Origin of the sequence: Bradyrhizobium ontarionense, from assembly GCF_021088345.1 — a bacterium.
Classification (GTDB): Bacteria; Pseudomonadota; Alphaproteobacteria; order Rhizobiales; family Xanthobacteraceae; genus Bradyrhizobium; species Bradyrhizobium ontarionense.
This window is the reverse complement of the sequence record NZ_CP088156.1, coordinates 4,794,065-4,819,491: the sequence shown is the minus strand read 5'-3', so window position 1 is coordinate 4,819,491 and position 25,427 is coordinate 4,794,065. Positions and strand designations below refer to the sequence as shown.

The window sequence follows — 25,427 nt, the reverse complement described above, 5'->3', positions numbered from 1 at the left end:
TCAGCGCCCGCTGCGCAGGGGCCATTGCCCTGGCAGCTTATGCCCCGGCAGCTTGCGCGGGCCAGCGCTCGTGGCGCCGGGCGGCGAACGTCGCGACAGTGACGGCAGCGCCTCTGCAATCCACATCAAGGGAATGAACGCCGCGAGATTGCGCAGCGGCACCAGATATTCGTCGAGCGTCAGTTCGGGTTTCAGCACCAGGCTGATGACCGTGAACGTTCCGAACATGACCGTGATCGGCGATCCGATCCGCTGGATGGCCGAGATCGCTCCTCGCATCAGCACCACCAGTCCGCTGGTGTAGAGAAGAGCGCCGGCGAGTCCGAAATCGGTAACGCCATCTGTCAGGATGGTGTTGGCTTCGTCGATGACGGGCAGGCCGAGCTTCGGGTGGACCAGCGTTTCGACCATCTGATAGGCGATGATCTGGTCCTTGTTCGGATCCAGCGCCGAGGGGATGCAGAGGCGGAGATAATATTCCAGCGCGTCTCCGTAGAGCGGTCCGGACGATCCGACCGCACTGATCAGGTCGGAGAGGTAGCCGAGCACGAAGGTCCGTTCGCGCACATTGTCGTAGAACAGCGTATTGAAGCGCTCCTTCAGGCTCGGCGACAGCATGAAGTCGAGCCCAAGCCAGAGCTGGTCCGAGAGCGCGGCCGTGTTGCCGAGCTCCCATGTCGCGAGCCGCAGCGCGAAGAAGTAGGAACTCGTGACGTAGGCAAACAGGCCGCCGATGGCGATCGCGGCCACCTTGTGACCGAGCGAGAGACGGCGCAGTCCGCCGCCAAGCGCGAACCCGATCGTTGCGATCAGCAGAACGAGCAGGATGGCGCGGCGACCGGTCGGCACGACCGCAAGCGTCACGAGCGTCACCACCATCGCGTAGAACAACCGGGATAGCGGCTGCCGGCCTCGTGCAGCCAGATAGCCAGCCACGCCCGCCAGAGGGCCTTCGACGAGACTGGCTGCCGCGCCGATGACGGAGATCCGGCCGGCGGCGTCGGTCTGGATTCCCATATAGCCGAGATCGCCAAAGGCGTATCCCAGCGCGATCAGGCCGAGGCCGCCGCACGCCAGCAGCAAGGAAAACCAGTTGTCGGCCGTCGAGTCGAGGATCGCGGCGGTCGCCGGACGTTCCAGGCGCCCGATCAGCAGCAGCAGCCCGCAGATGATGTGGACGAGCGCGAGCGCCGACGAGATCAGCTCGATCGGGCGGTCCTTGGTCAGGATTGCGAATTCCTGCGGGGAGCTCGCGCTCAGATAGGTAGAGATAGAGCCGCCGTCATAGGCCAGCAACAGCGCGGTGGCGAGCAGCCACGAGATCCGCGTCTGGTCACGGCCGTCGATGCTGACATACAGCACGACCAATCCAATCGCGGAACCGATGATTGACGCGGCGGCGAACACCACCAGGCTGGGCCACAACAGCAGCGCGAAGCCTGCGATGAGGATGGCAGCCCCGAGCCGGCTCACCGTCGCGACGGGCTTCATCATTGGAGGCTCCCGGCCGGAGCGGCTCTCCCGGCCAGCTCGGTCAGGAAGTCCGAATAACGGGCCGCCGCGGCGCGCTCGGAAAATTGTCGTGCATGGTCGCGGGCGGCCTGCTTTTGCGCCGTCAGCCAGTCCCAGCGCTCGGCGATCAGTTGGGCTGCCTGATCCAGCCGGCCGGGATCGATCAGCAGCGCGGCGGGGCCGGCGATACTGCGCATCGGCTCACGATCGGAGGTGATGACGGGGCAGCCGCACGCCTGCGCCTCGATGATCGGCCAGCCGAAACCTTCGTCGAGCGATGGAAACAGCAGCGCCTCGGCCTGGGTGTAGAGCGCTTCGATCAATCCGTTGTCCGCCTCGCTGATCACGATCAGCCCCTCTGGTGCCGCCTGCATCGAATCCGGCAGGGGAGGTCCCACCGAGACCATCAGGGCATCCCTCAGGCCGGCGATATGAGTTTGACGCAGGAGGTCGAACAGCTGCAGCGCGCCTGGGCGGTTCTTGTACCAGAGATTGCTGCCGATATGCAGCAGAAAGGGCCTGTCGGCCGGGACGCCGGCGGCGTCGATCAGTTGGCGAGCCCGAGCCGGTGTCATCGTCCCGAAGCCGATCACGGGATTGGCGATGACGCCATCGCCGCCCGTCACGGGCCCGATCAGGCGGACGAAATCGGCGCGTGTCGCATCGGATACGAAGACCAGGTTGGGGACGTGGCGCAGGCTGACGCGGATCATGCGCTGAAGCCAGGCGTTGGTTCCGGACAGCCGCTGGCCCCGGACTTCGCCGGCGAGCACCTTGATCGGAATCAGGTCATGGCACGTCAAGCTGACGCGGTGGCCGGATAGGGCGAACACATAGGGCGCATTGGAGTGATCGCAGACGTGGATCAGATCGTAGCGTGCTGCGAGGCGCCTCAGCCGAAGCGGAAACAGCACGAACTTGTCGATGAAGCCGAGCCATTTGCGCGCCGTCCGGCTGCGCATGGCCGGCCTCGACAGGTGCGGCGCCGGGGCGAGCAGGTCGGCGTGCCATCCCGTCGTACGCAGGGCCCCGACGAGCCAATCCGCATAGCGCAGCATCGAATATTGCCGGTCGGCTTCATAGTTGCCGATCAGAAGGATGCGCTTGGGATGAGGCATGCTCGCCGTGGTCTGAGCCTGAGGATGAAAGCCCGCTTTCTAGCGGAAAACACCGATCGAGCGGTGGATATGCGCCGGCCCGCCGCACGCAAGTGCCGATTAAGGTAAAAGGGCGCGAAAGCGCGACCGTCGTGCCATCTTTGGCTACAAGGTGGGCGTGCAGCCGACCTCCGACTTGACGATCCCATATGAACCTCATCTCCCAGGCGCAGCCCGGCCGAAATGCGGGCCTTCCTTACCGTCGGTCGCCATGGCGGGCCTAGCACGGCGCCTGGCCATCGGCCTGGTCGGGCAGGGGCTATGGCGCCTTGCGATGGCGCTCAATCCGATTCTGCTGGTGCCGGTGCAGATCTCGCATTGGGGTGTCGACCTGTTTGGCCAATGGATCACGCTCACGGCGCTCGTGTCCTATCTGCCCTATGTCAATCTGGGGCTGGTCGCGACCGCGACCAACGACGTGATCATGGCGGCTGCGGCCGGCGACCGCGATCGGGCGCGACGCAGCTTTCAGATGTCCTGCAATCTGGCGCTGGGGCCGCTGCCCGTCATCCTGATCGTGGCCGTCATGGCTGTCGCTGCCCTGCCGCTTGCGCGCTGGTTCCATCTCGACGGGATCGGCGCCTCCGCGGTCGTCTTGGTCTTCGCGTTCGCAGCCGCCCAGCTCTGCTTCGAGACGCTGCGGGGGCTGATGGCGGCGGTTCTCTACGCCAACGGACGATACGGTGTCGCCTACAACATCGCGACCGCGATCAAGCTGATCGAGCTCATCGTCTGCATCGGCGCCATCGTCGGGCTCGGCGCGCAGCCGGTGCATGTGGCCGGTCTGACGGCGACGATGGCATTGCTCGATCTCGTGGTGGTCGGCGTGGTCGCGCGCCGGCTAGCGCCGTGGGCACGCATGGATCTGCGCATGGCCGATATCGCTTGGCTGCGCGAGCATCTCAGGCCTGCGCTCGGTTTCAGCGGCTACAATCTCGCCACCCAGGGCGTCATGATCCAAGGACCCCGGCTGGTGCTGGGTGCGCTGCTTGGCGGACCCGCCGTGGCGGTCTATGCCGTCTATGCGACCGCGATGCGCTTGGTCGACCAGTTGTTCCTGACCGTGATGGCGCCGGCCGGCGTCGAGATCAGCCATGCCGCGGGCCGCAAGGACAGTTCGCAGCTCGTTCGTCTCATCGCCTTCGTGGTCCAGCTGTCGCTGCTGGCGTTTGCCGGTGTTTCCCTGGTCCTGATGAGCCTGGGACCCACGATCTTCGACTGGTGGACCCGGCATCAGATTGCGTTTCATCATGGGCTGATGATTCTCTATCTCGTGATGTCCGGCGCAGGGCTTGCCGGCCGGATCGCCGCGCAGGCGCTGATCAGCGTCAATGCGATGCGCGCCGTCGCCATCATCACGTTGCTGGCCGCGTCCGCCTCCGTCGCGCTCGGGGCCGCCCTGGTGCCGGAATCGGGATTGGTCGCCGTGCTGATCGGCGGAATCGCGGGCGAAGCGGCGATATCGATCCTGCTGTGGGGAGCGCTGCAGCGCTGGCTGGCACTGCCGCTCCGCCAACTGATGATCGAGATTGCCGACCTCTCGGGGTCCGTGACCAGGTTGCGGCACCAGGCCGCCGCGCTGCTCGGACGACGGTGAGACGCGATGACCGGGCCTTCATTGCTCTATGTCGGCGACAATGGCGCAGGGACCACGTCGCGCGACCGCGCCGATGCACTGGAGCAGATCGGGGCTACCGTCACGCGCCTGCCGCCAGCTGCGCTTTCTGGCCTCGCCGCACGTGTGGACTGGCAGCTGCGCGCGCGGCTGCAGGTCGGGCCAGTCATCGCGCGCACGAATGCCGAGCTGATCAATGCGGCGCGCGACCGTTCGTACGACGTCTTGTGGATCGACAAGGGCTGGATGATCCGGCCGTCGACGCTCAAGAGCATCCGGGAGCGCTTCGGTGCGGTCGTGCTGTTCAACAACGACAATCCCTGGGGCGAGCACGAGCGCGGCCTGTGGCGCCTGCATCTCGGCCTGGTGCCGCTGGTCGACGAGATCATGACGCCGAAATACAGCGTGGTGCGCAACTACGAGCTTGCCGGCGCGCGCCGCGTATCCGTGGTCGATTTCGGCTTTGCGCCGGCGCGCCATTTTGCCCCGGAGCAGGCGGCCGCGATGGTGCACGACATCAGCTTCATCGGCACGGCGCTCAAGGATGGCGGCGGCATCCGCCCGCATCGCACCGACATCATGCTCGATCTGGCGAAGCGCATGCCTGGACGTGTCAGTCTGTTCGGCCACGGCTGGCAGCGCGCGGTGCGCGGCCATGAGCAGCTGTTCCGTGTCATCGCGGACGGCGCCTGGGACGACGCCTATCGCCAGACCATCTGCGCCTCCCGCATCAGCATCTCCTTCATCACCAAGGACAATTGGGAGGAGCTGTCGCATCGGGCCTTCGAGATCACGGCCTGTGGCGGGCTGTTGCTGGCCGAGCGCGCCTCGCGCCTCGAACAGAGCTTCCGCGACGAGCACGAGGCGGTGTTCTTCCATGGCGTCGACGACCTCGCCAGCAAGGCTGCGCTGCTGCTGGACGACGAGCCGCGCCGGGTGCGGATCGCGAAGTCCGGATGGATGCGCGCCCAGTCGTCCGGCTACGACAACGCGTCGCGGCTCGCCGAGGCGATCATGCGTAGCCCCGTGCTGCGGTCTCTGTTTCCCGGATTGAGCACATCGGCCGGGATCGGGCCGCTGGCGCAGGTCGAAGGATGAAGCCCATGAATTCGCCGGCTCCGCCCCCTGCTCCGGACCAGGATCCCAACCAGTTCATGTATCAGCGCTACGTCTCGTCGGGCGGCTTCGGTCCGGCGCCGACGGAGCAGGCCGATCTGGCGCCGCGCATGCCGATCATGCGCGATCTGGTGCGGCGGTTCTTTCCCGCAGACCGGGACGCCGAGATCCTCGATCTCGGCTGCGGCAACGGTGTCCTGCTGCTGGCTGCGCAACGCGAGGGCTATCGCCGCCTGCAGGGCGTCGACGGCTCTGCAGAACAGGTCGCCATCGCGCATCGCCTCGGTATCCCCGGCGTTCGCCAGGGGGACCTGTTCGGAGAGCTGGCGCGAACGGGCGATGGCACTGTCGACGCCCTGGTGACCTACGACGTGATCGAGCATCTGACGAAGCAGGACCTGCTGCGTCTGACGCGCGAGGTGCTGCGCGTGCTCAAGCCCGGCGGGCGCTGGATCATCCATGCGCCCAACGGCGAGTCGCCGTTCTTCGGCCGCATCAGGTACGGCGATTTCACGCACGAGCTCGCGTTCACGCGTCAGTCGCTCGGTGCCGTCCTGCGCGCGGCCGGATTCGCCGACGTCGGCTGCGTCGAGGACGCGCCGATCCCGCACGGGCTGAAGAGCGTGATCCGCCTCCTGCTCTGGAAGGGAATCCGGTCTCTGCTGCGGCTGATCATCGCGGTCGAGACCGGCGAGACGGCCGATGGCATCTACAGCCAGAACCTGATCGCGGTCGCCGTGAAGGCCGCCTGAGAAGAGGGGATCGGCGATCGCTGGATGGCTCCGCCCTCAGAAGCTCTGGCGGTAGTTCTTCACCGAGAGGAACAGCATCGCCGTCAATACGATGATCTTCAGGTCGAACAGGAACGACCAGTGATCGATGTAGAACAGATCATAGTCGATCCGCCGCTGCATCTTCTCCAGCGTGTCGGTTTCGCCGCGCAGCAGGTTGACCTGGGCCCAGCCGGTGATGCCGGGCTTCATGTTGTGCCGCCGGGACAGCGGCGGGATGCGTTCCTCGAACATCCTGTTGTGAGCCAGCGCGTGGGGGCGCGGGCCCACGATCGACATCTCGCCGCGCAGGACGTTGACGAGCTGGGGCAGCTCGTCGATGCTCGCGGCCCTGAGCCAGCCGCCGATCCACGTGATGCGCGGGTCGTGGCGTGTGGCCTGACGAAAATCCTCCGCGGCGGGACTGCAGCGCATGGTGCGGAATTTGAGCACCGTGATCGCCTGATTGTTGAAGCCATGCCGGACCTGCCGGAACAGCACCGGCCCCCGGTCGGTCAATTTGATGAGCGCTGCGACGGCCAGCATCAACGGCGACAGCGCCACCAGCAATAGCACCGACGCGATGATGTCGAAGCCGCGCTTCAGGGCCTCGTCCACCGCCGACAGCGGGCGGCCCTGGACCTGCACCGCGGCGACATCGCCGAATTCCACGACCTCGGACGCCGACAACAGCCCGTCCAGCCCGGGCACCATGACATGGACCGCGACCGGCAGCTGCGACAGATGATCGATGAAGCTCGGCATGCGCCCGATCTGCTCGGCCGTCGGCAGGACGAAGATGTCGTCGGCCCCGGCCGTGCGGCAGGCATCGACCAGCGCGCGCGCGCCATCGGGGCGCTCGAATTGCGTCAGCGTGAACTGGGCCACGGTGATGATGCCGTTGTCGCGAAGCCGTTGCGACAGTCCGTGGGATTGTCGCAGGTCCCCGATGATGAATGCGCGGCGAAGCGCAAGCTCGCCCCGATGCAGCGCCCGCTGCTGCCGCGAGATCAGCACGCCGCGCAGGGCCAGGGCCGCGAGGCACACGGTCATGAACTGCACGACCAGCGCACCGCGCGAATACTCGTCGGAGATCTTCAGCAGAAACATCCCGGACACGAGAAAGGCGAACGCCAGAATGGTGGCCCGGATCGCGTTCCACAGCAGCCGCTGATGCCGGAAGTTCTGCAGGTGGGTGAAGTCGCGCAGACCGAGCGCGGCGCCGCAATACAGCGCGGCCAGCAACACGGAGGCGCTGGTATATTCGGTCGCGATGGGCAGCTCGGGCACGACGAGACGGTGATAGAGCAAGCTCGTCAGATAGGCGACGGTGGAGACCGTTCCGAATTCGAGCGCAATGAACTTTCCCGCCGACGTGGCGCTGCGCGACAGACGGCTGCGACGTGGCGCATCGGCGCCCGAATGAGACCGGTCAGGTCGCGGTCGCGGCGCGGGCGATGGCCGCAATTCCGTCACATGATCAAAATCGGCCCGATCGAAATTCGTCTGCTCGAAGGCCGTCGCGGCTCGCTCGGGCGCCGACCCGCGTGCTTTGACCGGGGCATGTCGTGGCGAGTGCAGCATTCCGCTTAAACCCGTCCCTAACAAATGAGCGAGATATTAACATTTGCTATATTAACCAGTTGTTGACCATAAACAACCCGAACGACCCTCCCTGCCGAACAATTACGGCGCAGGGAGCTCACGCGACCGGCGGCGAGGCGACCCGATGAGCTTGTTTCTACGGATCACGATGATTGGCGCCGTGCTGGGAGGGGCGGGGGCCGTGGCGACGTCCTGGCCCGTCGCGGCGCAGACCTCCCCGAACTCGACCGCTGCTGGCTTCGCCGGGCGTCCTCAGGTCGGCGGAACCTATCAGCCGCGCATGACGCCGGAGATCCCCGTGACGGGTACGGCGACCGAATCGCAGCGGCACAAGGACTTCTCAGGGAAGCCGTGTATGGCGGTGAGCGGATCTGCGCGGCCCTTCGTCACCAATCCGAAGCTGTTCGATCATGTCGTGAACGCCGAGAACGGATGCCCGAACGCGATCAGGCTCCAGGTCTGCTATCTGCTGGCGACGGGGTGCGTGGCGATGGAGGTGCCTGGCTACGGGCGCAAGGAGGCCATCCTGGGCACGATGCCGTCGCAGAAGGACTTCAGATTCCAGTTCGTGGAGAAGTTCTGACGGCGCTGCGGGCCATCACTTGCGCTTCGGCAAGACCTTTTCGATGACGTCGGCCAGGGCGCGGATGTCGTGGTCCGCGGCCTGGCCCGGGGCATAGCTCGCGACCGACTGGCCGACCGAAAAGGCGCGTACGAAGGCTGACCGGCTGGCCACCGACGGCGCGAGCGGCTCCTTGAACTGCCGGAGCTCGTCGACCAGTTGCCGGCCTTCCAGCGTACGGCGGTCAATTCGATTCGGCACCAGCAGGACCTTGACCGGCTTCGAGCGGCGGCGACGGACGGCATTGATGATCGTCATCGTGTGCGCGGTGGCTTCGATGTCCAGGCCGGAGGCGGTGCACGGCACGAGAATCAGGTCAGCCAGCGCGATGGTCGCGCCCATTTCCCGCTCGGTCGGAGCCGTATCCAGCACGAGGAGATTGGCCTTGATCTGTCGAACTTCCCGCGCCCAGGCCGCGACAGGCGTTTCCTCGAGGCCCAATTCGTAGACTGGAATCTCGAGATTTCCGGGTTCTGCCCAATGACAGGCGGAGCGTTGCGGATCGACGTCGACCAGCGCGACATCGTAGCCGCGGCGCCCGAACTCCGCGGCCACGCAGATTGCCATCGTCGTCTTGCCGACCCCGCCTTTGCGCTGGGCTACCGTGATTATCGTTGCCATCGATCTCAAGATTACACGTTATCAGATAAGTTTGATCAGTTTCACGGCAGGTAGTTGCAAGTACATTGCGGTGCAGCAACTTAAGAAATGTTCAGCTATACACAGACAGACGTTTCGTTGCCCAAAGTATTAACGGTGAAGACTTGGAAACTTCCCGTGATTTCGTTGGGAGACTGAGGAGTCATGGGACAAGTTCCACCAATCAGTACTGCTGTTCGGCAAGGCAAGGATCAAAATCCACTTAACCGAAGTATGATGCACCCCACTATTTTCGCTGTTTTAGTTGCCATTTCATGAAACATCAGACTTGACTCCTCGGTGTGCTCGTTTAACGTTTACTTAACAAACCAAGTAGGATCGCGCCGATTTATTGGGCGCGTCCCGAGGGGCGACCGTTGTCGATGCGATTTCATCTGATGAATCTGCGCAGCCAATCTGTCGTGTGTTTGAGCTTTTGTGTGGATTTTAACATTGGGGTCCTGGCATGACCGTTTCATATTTGACGAAGACGGAGCTGAACTCCGATCTCACGGCGTCCGGCCATTTTGATCCGAGCGTTCAGGCCGCGCTGATCTCATCGCTCGAATCGTCGGGCGTCTACACCTCCGGCTCCGAGGACGGCAAGAAGGCGTGGGTCGAGAGCGGTGCATACTCCGGCGGTGGCGTTCCGCCCATCGTTCAGGTCCTCGAAGTTACGAACTCGACAACGGTCCAGACCGACTCGACCTTGAAGGCGATCGTCATGGATGACGCTGGTGGCAACCAGCTCTTCGTGACCGACTCGCAGAACGCGCATAACGGCATCTTCATTGCCATGGGATCCGGCAATGACAGCGTCAATCTGTTCGATAGCGGCAACGACACCGTCTATGGTGGGTCGGGCGCTGACGTGATCGGCGGCGGTGCCGGCAACGGCTATCTCTACGGCGGTGACGGCAACGACAGCATCTATGGCGGCAGCGGCTCGGACACGCTGGTCGGCGGCGCGGGTGACAACTTCCTGCAGGCCGGCACCGGCGCGCATCAGTTGCTCGAGTCCGGCGGCTCGGGCAACAACACGCTGCGCGACGTGTCGTCCGGCACCAGCACCCTGGTGGCAGGCACCGGCAACGATACGCTGTGGGGCTACGGCTCCGACACGCTGATCGGTGGTTCGGGCCATGACGAACTTCACGGCGGCGCCAACTCGCTGCTCATTTCCGGCAGCGGCAGCGGTGGCTGGAACGTGCTCGGGTCGGGCAGCACGCATTCCAGCGAGGTCAACATCCTCCAGGGCGGAGCGGGTGCCGACAGCCTCTATGGCGGTGGCGGCAACGACACGCTGTACGGCGGCTCCGGCAGCAACTATCTGTTCGCCGGCACCGGCTCGCATCAGCTGCTCCAGGCCGGCACCGGCAACAGCTATCTGTACGATTCGGGCTCGGGCGGCGCGCCGGGCACCGACACGCTCACGGGCGGTTCGGGCAACGACACCATCATCGGCCAGCAGGGCGACTACTTCTCGGATACCGGCGCCGCGGGCTCGCACAACGAGTTCTGGGTCTATGGCGGCACCGGAGCCAACTCGACGCTGCAGGGCGGCGCGGGCGACGATACCTTCCATGTCGAAACCAAGATCGGCAACGACACGATCGTCGGCGGCGGCGGTACCGATATCGCCGGCTTCAAGGACCGTGCGTTCTCGGATGTCCAGTCGCTTACCTACGACTCCGGCTCCGGCAGCTACAATCTGGTGTTCAACAACGGTCAGCAGATCCATCTCTCCGGCGTGTCGGAACTCTACTTCACCGACCAGGTGGTCAAGCTCACCTGATTTTATTACGGATCGCGATGAAGAACCCCGCCTCGGCGGGGTTTTTCTTTTGCCGGCCATGCAACTGGCGGATTTACGCTGTCCGGTGATATCGGGATCCGAATCTGGCCGGGGCATTCCCGAACTGATAGCGTGGCTGCCTGCCGGCGGGCGTTTCCTGCGGCGCCGCTTCATCAACCGAATGAGTTGGGATCATTCCTTGCCGTCTTCGCTCAAGCGCATGCTGAACGCCGGGTCCGGACCTGGACCGGCTCGCCGCATCGCCCGCCTCATCGCCGAGAGGCACTGGGAGGAGGTGCGGCTGGACATCGATCCCGAGGTCAAGCCCGACGTCGTCGGCTCGATCACGGAGCTCGATGCATCATTCGCTGCTCAGTCGTTCGACGCCGTGTGGTCGTCCCACGTTCTGGAGCATCTCTATGCGCATGAAGTCTTTCCGACGCTGCGCCAGATGCACCGGGTCCTCAGGGCCGACGGGTTTGCGCTGGTCATGAGCCCCGATATCGAGGCTGTCGCCCAGCATATCCTCGATCACGGCATTTCGGCTGTTGCCTACAACTCGCCGGCCGGCCCGATCCGCCCGCTGGACATGCTCTATGGCCACACGCGGGCCATCGAAGATGGCCATTATTACATGGCCCATCGCACCGGATTTACGGCCGAGCGCCTGGGCAACCTGCTGATGACGGCGGGATTTCCGACCATCAACGTCCGGCGCGAGAATTTCGAGATCTGCGCGCTGGCGTTCATGCCCGATGCGGATGTTGCCGAGATAGAGGATTCGCTGGCGCGAATCGGCTTTGACATGCGCGAGGCGGCCTGAGCCGAACGTCCGCCCGTGGCGGCCGCTCACATTAATCACATGTTCGAACCAGCCGCGCGCCGCGCGCGATGAGCGCCGGCCGGGCGTTGGCTTTCTCCGTTGTTATGCGGTATGGTATGGAATGTTATAGCTTGTTTGGCGCAGTGGATCGGTGATCGCTGCGAACGACATATTGCTCAGGAGCATCCCAGCGATGTCCTCGTCTTCCGCCATTGTCTCGCAGCCGGCATCCTTCTCCCCTTCGAGCTTCGATGCGGCCCAGGACGGCGCCGCGCCGACCGGGCTCGCCGCACTCGTGATCGTAGCGCGCCAGCACGGCCTGCATCTGACCGTGTCGCAGCTGATCCACGACAACGTGTTGTCGGGTGCCGAGGTCACGACGGCGGAGATCGTCAAATCCGCTAACAATTCCGGGATGACCGCCAAGCTCGTGCATCTCGATTGGGACGGCCTCAGCCATCTCAAGAAGGCCCTGCCGGCGATCGTCAGGCTGAAGGACGCCAGCAGCATGGTGCTGTTGCGCCTCGAGGGCGACGAGAACAACCCGCGCGTCGTGCTGCGCGATCCCAACGTCGAAGACGACACGCTGCTGGTGATCGATCGGCTCCGTCTCGAAGACGTGTGGACCGGCGACGTCGTCCTGGTGAAGCGCGACTACGAGATTTCCGACGAGACTCAGCCGTTCAGCCTGGGGCTGATCACGGCGCTGATCTTCCGTGAACGGCGGATCGTGCGTGACGTCACCATTGCTGCGCTCATCCTCGGCATGATGGGTCTCGCGCCGATCATGTTCTATCGCCTGTTGTCGGAAAAGGTGCTCTATTACAAGGCCTTCAGCACCTTTAGCGTCCTTTGCGTCGCGATGCTCGTGCTGATCGCCTTCGAGTGTGCCTTCGCATTCCTGCGTCAGTTTCTCGTGCACCAGCTGACGGCGCGGCTCGACGTCAAGCTGTCGACTTACATGTTCGACAAGGTGCTCAACCTTCCCATCGACTTCTTCGAGCGCAACCAGGTGGGCATGGTCGCGCGTGACATGCGTGAGATCTTCCGCATCCGGACCTTCCTGATGGGGCAGCTGTTCGGCACCATCCTCGACTCCACGACCCTGATCTTTTTCCTCCCGGTCATGTTTTTCTTCAGCCCGATCATGACGTTTGCCGTTCTGGCGTTCGTTGGGCTGATCGCGGTCTGGCTTGTGGCGATGCTGCCTGTGTATCGCAAGCGGTCGCATGCGGTGCTGGCAGCTGAAGGCGTTCTCGGCGCTTTCATGGTCCAGACCCTCAACGGCATCCGGACGATCAAGTCGCTGGCTCTCGATGCCCGCCAGAAGCACATGTGGGATGTCTACGTCGCGCGCGTCGCCAAGGCACGTGTCGCTGAAGGCATGGCCGGCACCATCATTCAGGCCGTGGTGCGGCCGCTGGAGCGGCTGGCGGTCACCGCGCCCTATGCGTTGGGCGTTTATCTCGCGATCACGACCGACGATCCGCTCTTCGTCGGCGCATTGTTCGCGTTCCTGCTGCTGGCGCAGCGGGTTGCCGCGCCGCTGATGCAGATGGCACAATTGATCAACCAGTATGACGAAGCCCGCTCCGCGGTCGGCATCGTCGGCAATCTGGTCAATCAGCCCGCTGAAGAGGGCCGTTCCGGCCACGGCGTCCGCGCGCCGCTGGAAGGCCGCGTCGAATTTTCCGGCGTCACCTTCAAGTACAAGGGCGCCGTATCGCCGGCGCTGGACAATCTCTCCTTCGAGATCCCGGTCGGCGGCACGCTCGGCGTCATGGGCAAGAGCGGCTCCGGCAAGACCACGATCACCCGCCTGCTACAGCGGTTGCATTCGGACTACGGCGGGCTGATCAAGATCGACGGCATCGACGTGCGCGAGTACGACGTCGATCATCTCCGGCGCAATGTCGGCGTGGTGCTGCAGGAGAACTTCCTGTTCTCGGGCACCATCCGCGAGAACATCTCGGCCGCCAAGCCTGACGCGACCTTCGACGAGATCGTGCGCGCGGCCCGCCTGGCCGGCGCGGAGGAGTTCATCGACAAGCTGCCGCGCGGTTACGAGACCTACATCTTCGAAGGCTCGCCCAACCTGTCCGGCGGTCAGCGCCAGCGGCTCGCGATCGCGCGCGCGCTGCTCGTCAACCCGCCGATCCTCATTCTGGATGAGGCCACGTCGGCGCTCGATGCCGACAGTGAGGCGATCGTCAATGCCAACATCGCCCGCATCGGCCATGGCCGCACCATGATCATCATTTCGCACCGGCTGTCGTCGCTGGTCGATTGCGACGCGATTCTCGTGCTGAACCGGGGCGTGATCGACGACATCGGTCGCCATGACGAGCTGCTGGAGCGCAACGAGATCTATTCCGGTTTGTGGCACCAGCAGAACGCCCATGCGATCGCGGGGCCGAAACGCGGCCGTCCTGGCTATGGAGGGCCGACCCTTGTCTCGTAGTTCCGCGGTCGCGACCGTTCGTCAGTTCCAGTCGGAAACCGACGCGATCCGCGAGGCGCCCGAGCCGTTGGCCGCGCGCGCCACGCTGTATGTGCTCGTCGCCTTCATCCTGGCCATGATCGCCGTGATGTGCCTGATGCGCCTCGACCGGGTCGTCTCCAGCGTCGGCGGCAAGATCGTGCCGCTGGATGCGATCAACGTGCTGCAGGCGCTCGATGCCTCGATCATCAAGAGCATCGACGTGCGCGAAGGCGAGCAGGTCGCGAGCGGCCAGCTGCTGGCGACCCTGGACCCGACCTTCACCCAGGCTGACGTGGCGCAATACAAGGCCCAGGTCGCGAGCCTCAGCGCGCAGGTGCTGCGGGACAAGTCCGAGCTGGCCAACACGGCACTGGTTTTCCCGCAGGAGAACGACGCCGAATTCGCCAGCTACGCCGCCTTGCAGAAGGCGCTGTATCAGCAGCGCAGGGCGCAGTATCTGGCGCAGATCGCCAGCTTCGATTCCAAGATCGGCCAGACCGAGGCGACGATCGCGAAGCTGCAGAAGGACGACGAGCGCTATGCGCAGCGCGACGACGTGCTGCAGAAGATCGAGGCCATGCGCTCGACCCTGGCCGACAGCGGCAGCGGCTCGAAACTCAACCTCTACCTCTCGCAGGATTCGCGGCTCGAGATCCTGCGCCAGATGGACAACACCCACAACAGCCTGGTCGAGGCCAAGCATCAGCTCCAGTCGCTGAGGGCCGACCGCCAGGCGTTCATCGAGCAGTGGAACGCGCAGCTGAGCCAAGACCTGGTGACGACGCAGAACTCGCTCGACACCGCCAAGGCCGCCTATGACAAGGCGATGAGGCACCAGGACCTGGTGCGTCTGACGGCGACCGAGCCGTCGGTGGTGCTGACGCTGGCCAGGCTGTCGGTCGGCTCGGTGCTCAAGCCTGGCGATCCCTTCATCACGCTGATGCCGGTCCGGGCCCGGCTTGAGGCCGAGATCAAGATCGCCTCGCGCGATGTCGGTTTCGTCCGCCCGGGCGATCCGTGCTCGTTGAAAGTCGATGCCTTCAATTACTCGGAGCATGGTACTGCGCAGGGCAAGATCCGCTGGGTCAGCGAAGGTGCGTTCACGCTAGATGACGACGGTAAGCCGGTCGATGCCTTCTACAAGGCGCGCTGCTCGGTCGATGCCGCCAACTTCCGCGACGTGCCGGCGAACTTCCGGCTGATTCCGGGCATGACGCTGACCGGCGACGTCCATGTCGGCACACGCTCGGTCGCAGTGTATGTGCTTGGTGGCATGCTGCATGGTCTCGGCCAGGCGATGCGTGAGCCATAGAGTTCGTCTCATGAGTCGCATCAGGCAGGCGCTGGCGGGCCTTAGACCCCAACCCTCTTCACTCGAAGCGGGAAATGTTCGCCACGCGGCCGGGGCGTATCTGGACGCTGTTCGCATCTGGAAGCGAGCGGCGGACGCTGGCTCGGCCGAGGCGGCATTCCGGATCGCCCAGGCCTACCGTAATGGCGAAGGGGTCGCACGGTCCTACCCGGACGCGGCTGTCTGGTACCGACATGGCGCCGAGGGCGGGTTTCTCGATGCTCAGTACGAGTTGGCCCTCATGCTGCAAGACGGCGTTGCGGCCCCGGTTTGGGCGAACGCTCCAGAGACGTGGAGACGCGCCGCATCCGCCAAATTAGGAGATCAGTTTAGTACAGAGCAGTTGCTCTTCCCGGTAGGAACGGCTGTCGCGAAAGACAGCGAGGAGGCACTGCTATGGGCGTCCAAAGCGGCAGAAGCCGGACATGCCGCGGCACAAGTGCGCATGGGCGACATTCGACGCTATGGCTGGGGTGACGGCAAGATCGATCTTGCCGCCGCCCAAGATTGGTACGCGAAGGCCGCCGCGCAAGACTTTGCCGCGGGTGCCTTTGCCCTGGGCGACATCTACTTCCAAGGCCTCGGCCTCAAGGCCGATCCTGAAACCGCCGTCGGCTGGTACCGCAAGGCGGCCGAGGCCGGCCACGTCCGCGCCAAGGTCGCGCTCGCCTTCAGCCATCTCAAGGGCATTGGTGCCGCGCAGGACCACATCGAAGCCGCGCGCCTGTTCGCCGAAGCGGCCAAGCATGACGACGTGCTGGCGCTCTACAACATCGGCCTGATGTATCTGAACGGCGACGGCATCGAGAAATCGGTCGACCGCGCCGAGACGGCGCTGCGCAAGGCGGCGCGCAAGGATTATCTTCCGGCGATCCAGACGCTCGCCGAATTCTACGCCAAGGGCCTGGGCTCCGAGCCCGACATGCGCGAGGCGGTCCGCTGGTACGAAACGGCCGCAGAACGCGGCGACGTCCAGGCGCAATTCCTGGTCGGGCGCTTCTACGCGTCGGGCACCGGCGTGCCGCCCAGCCCGCGTTCGGCCGCGAAGTGGTTCCTCAAGGCCGCCGAGGGCGGTCACGGCACCGCCGCCTTCAACATCGGCATCTTCTATCTCAACGGCACCGGCGTCGGGCGCGATGTCGCCGCCGCGATCCGCTGGTTCGAGAAGGCGTCGGAAGCGGGGCTGCGGGCGGCGGAGGTTCAGCTCGGCCGCGTCTACGCGTCCGGTGCGGGCGTCGAGCGCGACCAGGCGCGCGCCGAGCGCTGGCTCGGCAAGGCCGCCGACAGCGGCGATCCCGAGGGCAAGGTCGCGCTCGCGCTGTTCCTGCTGCAGTCGGACAAGTCCACGCTGACCGTGGCGCGTGCGACCAAGCTGCTCGAGGAAGCCGCCAATGCCGGCCACGCGCCGGCGGCGCTACAGCTCGGCTATCTGCGCGAGGGCCGGTTCGGCGGCGTGCCATGGGTGGCTGATGCGGTCATCTGGTACACGCGCGCGGCGGAGGCGGGACTCGCGGAAGCGATGTTCGTGCTGGCGCGCCTCTATCTCGATTCCAAGATCTCGATCCCCAATCCCGTCGTCGGCGTCGGCTGGCTGGAGAAGGCGGCGCAGGCCGGGCATGCCGGCGCGCAGTTCGATCTCGCCGTGCTGTATTGCACCGGCAACGGCATCGCGCAGAATCTGGAGAAGGGCGTGGCCTGGTACGAGGCCGCGGCCCATGGCGGCCACACCTTCGCGCAGTACAATCTGGCGGTGATGACGTCGAAAGGGCAGGGCTGCGCGCGCGACTCCGACAAGGCGCTCGACTGGTTCCGGACTGCCGCCGAGTCCGGCATGGCTGCCGCGCAGGTCGCGCTCGGTGATGCGCTCGCGACTGGCAACGGACTTGCACGGGATGTCGATGCGGCCGTGCTCTGGCTCGAGAAGGCCGCCGCGCAGGGGCATGACGGCGCCAAGCAGCGGCTCGCGCAGCTCAGGCCGGCTGTATCCGGCCAGACCTGACGCGTGGACTGACGAGCGCTGCGAGGGGAGCCGATCACGATGATCGCTCTGCAATCATTCGATGCGTCCTCGTTCGGCGAGGCGCTGCAATACGAGGCACCTATGCGACGCATCCCATCGAAATTAACGCTCAGCATTCATATCGACGACAGCAACATTGCCTAAAGCGGTAGACCACCGGATAACATCGACATTGAAATAATGATTGCGTGACATGGCAGATTTCCTTTCGAAGCTGGCGCGCGACGCCGGACAGCGGGAGCCCCGAGCGAGGCGTGCGTTCATGGTGACGCAATCCGACAATGATGCGGACACCGCGAGCCCGGACGGGGTCGTGGTGGAGACGATCGCGGAGCCGGCGGATCCCGCCGCGGAGCTCGGTGCGGCGCGCCTGCTGCTCACGGGCAACGGGCTGTTCGACGAAGAGTTCTACGCCGCGATGTATCCCGACGTCGTCGCGGTCGGCGCCGATCCGTTCGAACATTTCTTCCTGCATGGCTACAAGGAAGGCCGCAAGCCGAACGCCATCTTCGATCCGCTGTGGTATCTCGCGCAAAACCCGGATGTCGCCGCCTCGGACCAGCAGCCGCTGCTGCATTACGCTGAGATCGGCGAGCCCGACGGGGTGCGCCCGAGTCCCTATTTCCAGCCCGGCTTCTATCGCGAGAAATACGCGATCCCGCCGAGCGAGAGCCCGCTCGGGCATTATCTGAAGAACCGCAGCGGCCCGTTCAGCCCGATCCCGGAGTTCGACGCGCAGTACTACCTGCAGACCTATCAGGACGTCGCCGCCGCCGGCGTCGATCCGTTCGAGCACTTCGTCTTCCACGGCTACAAGGAGGGACGGAATCCGTCCGCCGATTTCGACACCAAGTTCTACATCCAGCGCTATTTCAAGGGTAAGACCGACCAGAACCCGCTGCTGCACTATCTCGAGCACCGCCACGAGGACGGCATCTATGCGATGCCGCCGGAGCACGAGGCGACCATTCCGGCCGAGATCAAGCGCTTCACCAAGCCGAGCCCGCTGTTCGAGGAGCTGCGGCCGCTGCCGCCGAGCGCGAAGCCGCGCGCCAAGATCCTGGCCTACTATTTGACCCAGTTCCACGCCTTCCCCGAGAACGACAAATGGTGGGGCACCGGCTTCACCGAGTGGACCAACATCGCCCGCGGCGTGCCGCGCTTCAAGGACCACTACCAGCCGCGCGTCCCGCGTGACCTCGGCTTCTATTCGCTGACCGACATCGAGACCATTCGCCGGCAGGTCGCGCTGGCGCAGGCCGGCGGCGTCCACGGCTTCGTGTATTACTACTACTGGTTCAACGGCAAGCGGCTGATGGAGAAGCCGCTGGAGCAGTTCCTGAAGGCCCGCGACATCAAGATGCCGTTCTGCCTGATGTGGGCCAACGAGAACTGGACCCGGCGCTGGGACGGCATGGAAGGCGAGGTGCTGATCTCGCAGGACTATCTGTCCGACGACGATGCCCGCCTGCTCGGCGACTTCAACCGCCATTTCAAGGACCCGCGCTACATCCGCATCCAGGGCCGCCCGCTCCTGATGATCTACCGTCCGCGGCTGATCCCGGACACCGCCAACGTGATCGCGCGCTGGCGCGCCGTGTTCGCCAAGAAGTTCGGCGAAGACCCGATCATCATCATGAGCCAGAGCTTCGATGATTTCGACCCCGCGCCGAACGGGCTCGACGGCGCCATCGAGTTTCCGCCGCACAAGATCACCAAGTTCACCCAGCTGCGCACCTCCGAGCACAAGATCCTCGACGACACCTTCTCCGGCCAGATCTACAGTTTCGAGGACGTCGCCAAATATTCGCTCGACGAGCCGGCGCCGGCGTTCCCGCTGATCAAGACCGCCGTGCCGAGCTGGGACAACGACGCCCGCCGCCAGGGCACCGGCCTCGTCATCCAGGGCTCGACGCCGCAGAAATACGAGACGTGGCTCGCCGCCCTGGTCGAGCGCGCCCAGAAGAACACGTTTTTCGGCGAGCCGATCGTCTGCATCAACGCCTGGAACGAATGGTGCGAGGGCGCCTATCTCGAGCCCGACCTGCATTACGGCTCGGCCTATCTCAACGCCACCGCGCGCGCCGTCACCGGGCTGACGCGTGATTTGTCCTCGCCCAAGATCCTGCTGGTCGGCCACGACGCCTTCCCGAGCGGCGCGCAGCACCTGCTGCTGTCGATCGGCAAGACCCTGCGCTCCAGCTTCAATTTCGAGGTCGAATATCTGCTGCTCGCCGGCGGCGCGATGGAGCAGGACTATCGCCAGGTCGCGCCGCTCACGGTGCTGAAGCAGCCGAGCGAGCTGCCGGCCGCGCTGACCCACTTCAAGGAGAAGGGCTTCACCTCGGCGGTCGTCAACACCTCGGCCGCGGGCCTGGCCGTGCGCATCCTGTCGCAGATCGGCCTGCGGGTGATCTCGCTGGTTCACGAGCTGCCGCGCATCCTGAAGGAGAAGAACCTCGAGGACACCGCCCGCAACGCCCTGATGCGCGCCGACCGCGTCGTGTTCGCCTCGGAGTTCGTCCGCGACAAGCTCGCCGAGGCGCTCGAGATCGACCGCAACGACCAGCGTTTCCTGATCCGCGCCCAGGGCAGCTACAAGCAGATGACCCGGGACGTCGATGCCGGCGACGTCGTGCGCCGCGAACTCGGCCTGTCCGACCAGGATGCGCTCGTGCTCGGCGTCGGCTATGCCGATCTGCGCAAGGGCTTCGACCTGTTCCTTCAGCTGCGCAACCAGATCCGCCACGCCGAGGGCCGGGTGCATTTCGCCTGGGTCGGCGGCCTCGATCCGTCGTTGCGCGAATGGCTGGACCAGGAGATCCGCCGCGCCGAGACCTCCGGCACCTTCCACATGCTGGGCTACCGCTCCGACATGCAGGCGCTGTTCTCGGCCTCGGACGTGTTCGCGCTGACCTCGCGCGAGGACCCATTCCCGACCGTGGCGCTGGAGGCCTTGAGCGTCGGCGTGCCCGTGGTCACCTTTGCCGAATCCGGCGGCATTCCCGGCTTCATGGTGCAGGAGCGCGTCGGCACCGTGGTGCCGTATTGCGACGTCGCCGCGATGGCCCGCGCCATCGAGCGCTACCTCGGCCAGCCGCTGCCGTCGGCCGAGCGCAGCCGCATGGTCGAGCTGGTGGCGACCAAGTTCGATTTCCTCGACTATGTCCGCGATCTCGTCCGCCTCGCGGTTCCGAAGATGCCGACCGTCTCGGTCGCGGTCCCCAACTACAACTACGCCCACTGCCTGCCGGAGCGGCTCGGCACCATCTTCGACCAGAACCATCCGGTCGAGGAGGTCATCGTGCTCGACGACTGCTCGTCGGACGACAGCGTCAACGTCATCATGAAGGTCGCCGAGGAGCGCCAGCGCGATCTCACTCTGGTGCTGAACGAGCAGAATTCAGGCTCGGTGTTCGCGCAATGGACCAGGGCGGCCGAGATGGCGCGCGGCGAGTTCCTGTGGATCGCCGAGGCCGACGATCTCTCCGAGCCCACCTTCCTGTCCAGCCTGCTCGCGCTGATGAAGAGCGATCCCTCGATCGGCTTCGGCTTCACCGATTCGAAGGCGATCGACGGCGACGGCGCTCATCTCTATGCCAGCTACAAGCCCTATTTCGCCTCGATCGAGCCCGGCGCGCTAGCGCGCACCGAGGTGTTCGAGGGGCTGGATTTCGCCCGTCGCTATCTCAGCGTCAAGAACACCATCCTGAACGTCTCCTCGGTGCTGTGGCGCCGCGAGGCGCTGTTGCGCGCGCTCGACAATTGCCGCGGCGATCTCGCATCCTTGCGGATGGCCGGCGACTGGCGGATCTATCTGGAGTGCCTGGCCGCGCCGGGCGCCAGGATAGCCTATGTCGCCGATCCCCTCAACGTCCACCGCCGCCACGCTGCCTCGGTCACCCATTCGCTGAAGGCGCAGAAGCATGTCGACGAGATCGCGGCCATGCACGACGTCGCCCGCGGCCGCTTCGGCCTCGACGACCGCGGCCGGTCGTCCCAGGCGGTCTATCTGGCGGAGGTGACGGCCCAGCTCCTGGGCGCGCCGCTGGAGGCCGCCAAGGCCAAGAAGCCGAAGGCGGCCCAGGGCTGATCGCCACTGGACGGGGCCGGCGGCCGGAATTTTCGTTACCACTTTGGATGATGTCCATAATCGCGGGGTTTCCACATGTACGTTCCATCAGCCGATTCCTTGATGGCCGCCTTGAACGCGTCCAAGGCCGACCTCAACGGCAACGGGCGAATCGAGGTGCCCGCCAGGCTGTTGAAGCTGCTGTTGCAGATTGCGCTTGCCACCAGCGAGTTCGATGAGCAACGCTACCTCGCCGAGAACCCGGACGTCGCCAAGGCGATCGAGCGCGGCGAGATCGAGAGCGCGCATATGCACTATCTCGGCTACGGTTATTTCGAGGGCCGGAAGGGTAGTGGACCGGTCGTGGATACAGATTGGTATCTGGCGAAATACCCGGATGTCGCCAATGCGGTCCGCGACGGACGGCTCAGATCGGCGGAAGCCCATTTCCATACCATGGGAGGTGGGGAGGGCCGCAGCCCCGCAGCGGATTACGAGGCCGAAGCCGCGCAATGGAAGGCCGCCATCAAGGGACAATAGCGATTGAAGGTTGCGGCCGGCTTGGCAAAGTTTGATTTTCCGGCGAGAAATGTTCGCAACAGAACCGGCGCATTCCGGTTTGGAACCTGATAACGTCTCCGGAGGAGCGCCGTGAAAATTTTCCTGCTCGGGGCCACGCCCAGCATATCAGCCGAGCCCGGCGAGGACCCGATGTCCAAGCTGGCGAAGACCGGGGGCAACACCGGCAACCAGGTCATTGCCTATGGTCTGCTCAGCCAGATCGCCTACAGCGACATCTCGTGGGATTACCGGATCGATCCCAAGGAGGTTCACGAGCGCTTCGACATGATCGTGATCGCCGCCGCGAACTTCCTGTTCCCGAAATTCGATTTCGGCGGGATGGCTGATTATATCGAGCGTGCCGATCTACCGGTCGCGATCGTCGGGCTTGGTGCGCAGTCCAACAGCTATGATCCCAACATCGAGCTGATGCCCGGCACCGAGCGCTTCGTGAAGGTGATTGCGGAGCGGGTGCCGAGCATCGGCGTGCGTGGCCCTTATACGCAGCAGGTGCTTGCACGGCGCGGCGTTCACAACGTCACCGTTACTGGCTGTCCGTCGTTCTACATGCGCGGGCCGGGTGGCCTCAACCTGCAGGCCAAGCCATTCGATCAGGTCAAGCGTATCTCGATCAATGCCTCGCGCGACGTCATCGGACACTCCTTCGACAAGGAGAAGATGAAGAACCATGTGCTGGACATCTACCGCGCCGGCGTCGAATGGAAGGGCGACTTCATTGCCCAGAGCGAGCAGGCCGAGATCAGGCTCGCGGACCGTCAACTTGGCGCTTCGACTGATGCCCAACTGAACGAGATCGTCACCTTCCTGAGTGGTGCGGTCCCCGCCGACGCCGCACGGGCCTGGGCTAATGAGCATGTGAAGGTCTTCTTCGACGTCGATCAGTGGCTCGATGCAATGTCGAACTACGATTTCGTCTTCGGCACGCGCTTTCATGGTTGCATGGCGGCAATTCAGCGAGGCGTGCCGGCACTGGTCATCTGCCACGATACGCGGACAGAGGATATGTGCAGCTTTCTTGGCATGCCGAATGTCAGCATTGTAAAGCTGAATGAGGTCAACGTTCGACAATTATATGAGTTGAGTGAGCCCAGCAAACTTAACCGACGCTACAGTGATCTCTATCCAAAGTACGTCGAGTTCTTGCGAGCTAACAATCTTTCTACAAGGTGATTGCGGGGCCGCCTATGCCCACAATTATGTCTGCATCCAGTGGTGTTTGAATGTCAACGTCAATCAATCAGCCAAGAGTTGCGGCTGTTACGATGGTTTGGAACGAGATGCTGTTCCTGCCGCTATGGCTCGACTATTATGGTCGCCAGCTTGGGCGTGAAAATCTCTTTATAATTGATAACGATTCAGACGACGGGACTACGGCTGATCTCTATCCTTCTTCTCGCGTACGCTATAGGCGATCTGAATTCGACGACGTTGCGCGGACCGCCTTCGTATCGTCATTCGCAAATTTAGTTCGCAGGGACTATGACGCGGTTGTTGTCACGGATTGTGACGAGTTTCTGGTTGCCGATCCGACCCAATATTCTTCGCTGAAGGATTACATAACCCAGACTCCTGGCGACGCATTAGCCGCGATTGGTCTGAACGTGCATCATGTTCTTGGTCTTGAAGCGGCCCTAGACCCGACTAAGTCGATTTTTGAGCAAAGGCGCCATGTACAATTCGTTTCACCCATGTGCAAGCCAGCAATCACCCGCAAGGACGTCGTATATGCTCCGGGCTTCCACAGCTGCTCGTTGTCTCCGACATTCGGCCGGCTGTATAATTTTCACTTAAGATGGGCAGACTACGATTACGCTCTCAAGCGCCTTTCGATGACGAGAGAGATGGCTTGGAAGGACTCTTCAAATTGGCACTATCAGCGGCAATCCGACCAGGAAACAGCGGCTCAGTTTCGATATTTCAGCGGTTTTGAGCGCCGCGTTGATGATGAGTTCAAGTTCTCAGATCGCATAGCCGAAGTGTCTGCCTCAATCTCCGAACAAGCTTCTAGTCCAATTTACAAGCTTCCAGATGTGCGGGATAAGTTCTTGACAAGCCTGCCGGCTAGATTCAATCGCTCGGTGCTGTAGTGAGCTGTTAGCTGCTACTTTGTGCAAGAAGATAGCGTGTCTCTCGCAGCGCGCAGCATTGATGAGTTCGGATCCCCAATGGTTGGAGCTAGAGCTCCACCTTCGCTATATTCGTTCCAAGAGTAAATCAATACAAGCCCGTACGGGCATATACTTGGGTGGTCTACTACGAATCTCTCTGCCTTCTGGCAAGCAGTAGCGAATTCTCCGGGCGTTGCTATTTCGACGTGCGCTTGGCGATCGATGCGGCTATAATCTCGCTTGTCGTAGGCTGGCGGAGTTTCCTTGCGCGGCCTTGAATCCCATCCAACGACTACGGTCGGCACTACCCCAGCCTTGGTCACCTGCGCTTCTGTGCGCCAATAGCTCTCAATATAATTCTCAAGCTTGGAATAGGCTGCGTTTCCGTTTGGGCCTAAGCTAATCCCATATGTGGATATTGCATCGGCGCCGATCTGCGAACGGACCGCCTCGGCTTCCGGCGGAGGTCCGTGCAACAGGACGATAAACGGATCGCCATGGCCGGCCTTCCTCGATCTAGCTCGTAACGCCTTTAATGCGCTCTCAAGTTCGAAGGTGGAGTTCGCCCAATAACCGGGGAGAAGAGCAGCGAGGTAGTACAAAAACAATACGGGGCGCCCATCTGGCGTGCGTTGATAATTTCGATCACTAAACAAGTCGCAGATCCGGCCTATGGCGTCATCGAACGCCTTGGCCCTTCCCAAAGTATCTAAAGTCGATATCAAACAGTAATTCACTCGCGAAGAGATGGTGCTCTTTCTGTGAAAGTTAAGTCCGCTCATCATCGAATGAGTAAAGTCGAGTTTGCCGTCTTTGCCGTAGGCGAGGTACGCCCAATAACCAAGTCCAGCTTGGTGAGCGACCTGGATCTCGTGGTCGAATGTTTGCTGGGTTGCGTCAAACGTCAGCTCTCCTGTGCCTATGTCGCGGCTGTGTACCGGAGCCCGAAAATGCCACTTCGCCGGGCTTAGAGCTCTACCTTCTTCGAAGCATGGCTCCCCCTTCGTATTGCAGTATTGCGCGTCCCACCTTATGGCGCCGAAAGTTGCGCATCTTGCTCCTGCAGACGCACTGCGTGGTACCAGCAGGTATCCGGCAAGCGCCGTACAAAGTTGCCGGCGTGTTACTGAGTTCAGGATCATGTGCGGCAAATTTCCA

The 25,427-nt window shown here is 63.5% G+C and carries 19 protein-coding genes; 14 read left to right on the top strand and 5 right to left on the bottom strand.

The genetic code is table 11. The annotated features are described in order from the left end of the window. On the bottom strand, window positions 1-1,494 hold the full coding sequence (locus LQG66_RS21225; RefSeq protein WP_231317628.1) for a hypothetical protein: 1,494 nt from the start codon (window positions 1,492-1,494) through the stop codon (window positions 1-3). Continuing rightward, on the bottom strand, window positions 1,491-2,630 hold the full coding sequence (locus tag LQG66_RS21220; RefSeq protein WP_231317627.1) for a glycosyltransferase: 1,140 nt from the start codon (window positions 2,628-2,630) through the stop codon (window positions 1,491-1,493). Before LQG66_RS21220 ends, LQG66_RS21225 begins: the two co-directional genes overlap by 4 nt. A gap of 250 nt (window positions 2,631-2,880) precedes the next feature. Between LQG66_RS21220 and LQG66_RS21215 the strand changes: the two genes are divergently transcribed. Genes LQG66_RS21215 through LQG66_RS21205 form a run of 3 tightly spaced genes read left to right on the top strand, consistent with a single transcriptional unit; the run spans window position 2,881 to window position 6,152 of the window. Beyond that, entirely contained in the window at window positions 2,881-4,266 is a 1,386-nt protein-coding gene (locus LQG66_RS21215) for a lipopolysaccharide biosynthesis protein (RefSeq protein WP_231317626.1), read from the top strand. A 6-nt stretch (window positions 4,267-4,272) separates the two neighbouring features. Next, window positions 4,273-5,382, top strand: a complete 1,110-nt coding sequence (locus LQG66_RS21210; RefSeq protein WP_231317625.1) for a glycosyltransferase family protein — start codon at window positions 4,273-4,275, stop codon at window positions 5,380-5,382. A 5-nt stretch (window positions 5,383-5,387) separates the two neighbouring features. Continuing rightward, window positions 5,388-6,152, top strand: a complete 765-nt coding sequence (locus tag LQG66_RS21205; RefSeq protein ID WP_231317624.1) for a class I SAM-dependent methyltransferase — start codon at window positions 5,388-5,390, stop codon at window positions 6,150-6,152. A 36-nt stretch (window positions 6,153-6,188) separates the two neighbouring features. Here LQG66_RS21205 and LQG66_RS21200 read toward each other — a convergent pair whose 3' ends face one another. After that, a complete protein-coding gene (locus tag LQG66_RS21200) occupies window positions 6,189-7,646 on the bottom strand; it encodes an exopolysaccharide biosynthesis polyprenyl glycosylphosphotransferase (RefSeq protein WP_231317623.1) in 1,458 nt (485 codons plus the stop codon). 253 nt (window positions 7,647-7,899) lie between these two features. On the opposite strand from LQG66_RS21200, the gene LQG66_RS21195 reads away from it, so the two are divergent. After that, the gene (locus tag LQG66_RS21195) at window positions 7,900-8,358 is read left to right on the top strand and encodes a hypothetical protein (RefSeq protein ID WP_231317622.1); all 459 of its coding nucleotides are present in this window, start codon (window positions 7,900-7,902) and stop codon (window positions 8,356-8,358) included. A 15-nt stretch (window positions 8,359-8,373) separates the two neighbouring features. Here the strand turns inward: LQG66_RS21195 and LQG66_RS21190 are convergent, their stop codons facing one another. After that, the gene (locus LQG66_RS21190; protein WP_231317621.1) at window positions 8,374-9,018 is read right to left on the bottom strand and encodes a ParA family protein; all 645 of its coding nucleotides are present in this window, start codon (window positions 9,016-9,018) and stop codon (window positions 8,374-8,376) included. Window positions 9,019-9,502: 484 nt separating this feature from the next. Here LQG66_RS21190 and LQG66_RS21185 point away from each other — a divergent pair, with 484 nt between their 5' ends. The 10 genes from LQG66_RS21185 (at window position 9,503) to LQG66_RS21145 (ending at window position 24,248) form a co-directional block, all read left to right on the top strand. Then, window positions 9,503-10,831: a calcium-binding protein gene (locus LQG66_RS21185; RefSeq protein ID WP_231317620.1), complete on the top strand. Its 1,329-nt coding sequence runs from the start codon at window positions 9,503-9,505 to the stop codon at window positions 10,829-10,831. A 220-nt stretch (window positions 10,832-11,051) separates the two neighbouring features. Continuing rightward, on the top strand, window positions 11,052-11,654 hold the full coding sequence (locus LQG66_RS21180) for a class I SAM-dependent methyltransferase (protein ID WP_231327880.1): 603 nt from the start codon (window positions 11,052-11,054) through the stop codon (window positions 11,652-11,654). A gap of 193 nt (window positions 11,655-11,847) precedes the next feature. Further along, entirely contained in the window at window positions 11,848-14,115 is a 2,268-nt protein-coding gene (locus tag LQG66_RS21175) for a peptidase domain-containing ABC transporter (protein ID WP_231317619.1), read from the top strand. Beyond that, window positions 14,105-15,448: an HlyD family type I secretion periplasmic adaptor subunit gene (locus LQG66_RS21170; protein ID WP_231317618.1), complete on the top strand. Its 1,344-nt coding sequence runs from the start codon at window positions 14,105-14,107 to the stop codon at window positions 15,446-15,448. The genes LQG66_RS21175 and LQG66_RS21170 overlap by 11 nt, the downstream gene beginning before the upstream one ends. Before the next feature lie 10 nt (window positions 15,449-15,458). After that, on the top strand, window positions 15,459-17,486 hold the full coding sequence (locus LQG66_RS21165; RefSeq protein WP_425601232.1) for a tetratricopeptide repeat protein: 2,028 nt from the start codon (window positions 15,459-15,461) through the stop codon (window positions 17,484-17,486). Window positions 17,487-17,525: 39 nt separating this feature from the next. Continuing rightward, the gene (locus LQG66_RS37270) at window positions 17,526-17,651 is read left to right on the top strand and encodes a hypothetical protein (protein WP_256460581.1); all 126 of its coding nucleotides are present in this window, start codon (window positions 17,526-17,528) and stop codon (window positions 17,649-17,651) included. Between the two features lie 118 nt (window positions 17,652-17,769). After that, entirely contained in the window at window positions 17,770-21,600 is a 3,831-nt protein-coding gene (locus LQG66_RS21160; protein WP_231317616.1) for a glycoside hydrolase family 99-like domain-containing protein, read from the top strand. Window positions 21,601-21,675: 75 nt separating this feature from the next. Further along, complete coding sequence (locus LQG66_RS21155; protein WP_231317615.1) at window positions 21,676-22,119, top strand: hypothetical protein; 444 nt, start codon at window positions 21,676-21,678, stop codon at window positions 22,117-22,119. A gap of 111 nt (window positions 22,120-22,230) precedes the next feature. Then, window positions 22,231-23,331, top strand: a complete 1,101-nt coding sequence (locus LQG66_RS21150) for a polysaccharide pyruvyl transferase family protein (RefSeq protein WP_231317614.1) — start codon at window positions 22,231-22,233, stop codon at window positions 23,329-23,331. 50 nt (window positions 23,332-23,381) lie between these two features. Beyond that, window positions 23,382-24,248, top strand: coding sequence for a glycosyltransferase family 2 protein (locus tag LQG66_RS21145; protein ID WP_231317613.1), 867 nt, complete (start codon window positions 23,382-23,384; stop codon window positions 24,246-24,248). A 14-nt stretch (window positions 24,249-24,262) separates the two neighbouring features. Here LQG66_RS21145 and LQG66_RS21140 read toward each other — a convergent pair whose 3' ends face one another. Continuing rightward, entirely contained in the window at window positions 24,263-25,411 is a 1,149-nt protein-coding gene (locus LQG66_RS21140; RefSeq protein WP_231317612.1) for a glycoside hydrolase family 71/99 protein, read from the bottom strand. Window positions 25,412-25,427 lie beyond the last annotated feature (16 nt).

Bases quoted from the DNA above. Each gene is read 5' to 3' on its own strand.
- LQG66_RS21220 (WP_231317627.1), bottom strand. From the start codon at position 2,630: ATGCCTCATCCCAAGCGCATCCTTCTGATCGGCAACTATGAAGCCGAC.
- LQG66_RS21190 (WP_231317621.1), bottom strand. From the start codon at position 9,018: ATGGCAACGATAATCACGGTAGCCCAGCGCAAAGGCGGGGTCGGCAAG.
- LQG66_RS21225 (WP_231317628.1), bottom strand. From the start codon at position 1,494: ATGATGAAGCCCGTCGCGACGGTGAGCCGGCTCGGGGCTGCCATCCTC.
- LQG66_RS21180 (WP_231327880.1), top strand. From the start codon at position 11,052: ATGCTGAACGCCGGGTCCGGACCTGGACCGGCTCGCCGCATCGCCCGC.
- LQG66_RS21210 (WP_231317625.1), top strand. From the start codon at position 4,273: ATGACCGGGCCTTCATTGCTCTATGTCGGCGACAATGGCGCAGGGACC.
- LQG66_RS21195 (WP_231317622.1), top strand. From the start codon at position 7,900: ATGAGCTTGTTTCTACGGATCACGATGATTGGCGCCGTGCTGGGAGGG.
- LQG66_RS21215 (WP_231317626.1), top strand. From the start codon at position 2,881: ATGGCGGGCCTAGCACGGCGCCTGGCCATCGGCCTGGTCGGGCAGGGG.
- LQG66_RS21165 (WP_425601232.1), top strand. From the start codon at position 15,459: ATGAGTCGCATCAGGCAGGCGCTGGCGGGCCTTAGACCCCAACCCTCT.
- LQG66_RS21140 (WP_231317612.1), bottom strand. From the start codon at position 25,411: ATGATCCTGAACTCAGTAACACGCCGGCAACTTTGTACGGCGCTTGCC.
- LQG66_RS21145 (WP_231317613.1), top strand. From the start codon at position 23,382: ATGTCAACGTCAATCAATCAGCCAAGAGTTGCGGCTGTTACGATGGTT.
- LQG66_RS37270 (WP_256460581.1), top strand. From the start codon at position 17,526: ATGATCGCTCTGCAATCATTCGATGCGTCCTCGTTCGGCGAGGCGCTG.
- LQG66_RS21185 (WP_231317620.1), top strand. From the start codon at position 9,503: ATGACCGTTTCATATTTGACGAAGACGGAGCTGAACTCCGATCTCACG.
- LQG66_RS21160 (WP_231317616.1), top strand. From the start codon at position 17,770: ATGGTGACGCAATCCGACAATGATGCGGACACCGCGAGCCCGGACGGG.
- LQG66_RS21205 (WP_231317624.1), top strand. From the start codon at position 5,388: ATGAATTCGCCGGCTCCGCCCCCTGCTCCGGACCAGGATCCCAACCAG.
- LQG66_RS21155 (WP_231317615.1), top strand. From the start codon at position 21,676: ATGTACGTTCCATCAGCCGATTCCTTGATGGCCGCCTTGAACGCGTCC.
- LQG66_RS21175 (WP_231317619.1), top strand. From the start codon at position 11,848: ATGTCCTCGTCTTCCGCCATTGTCTCGCAGCCGGCATCCTTCTCCCCT.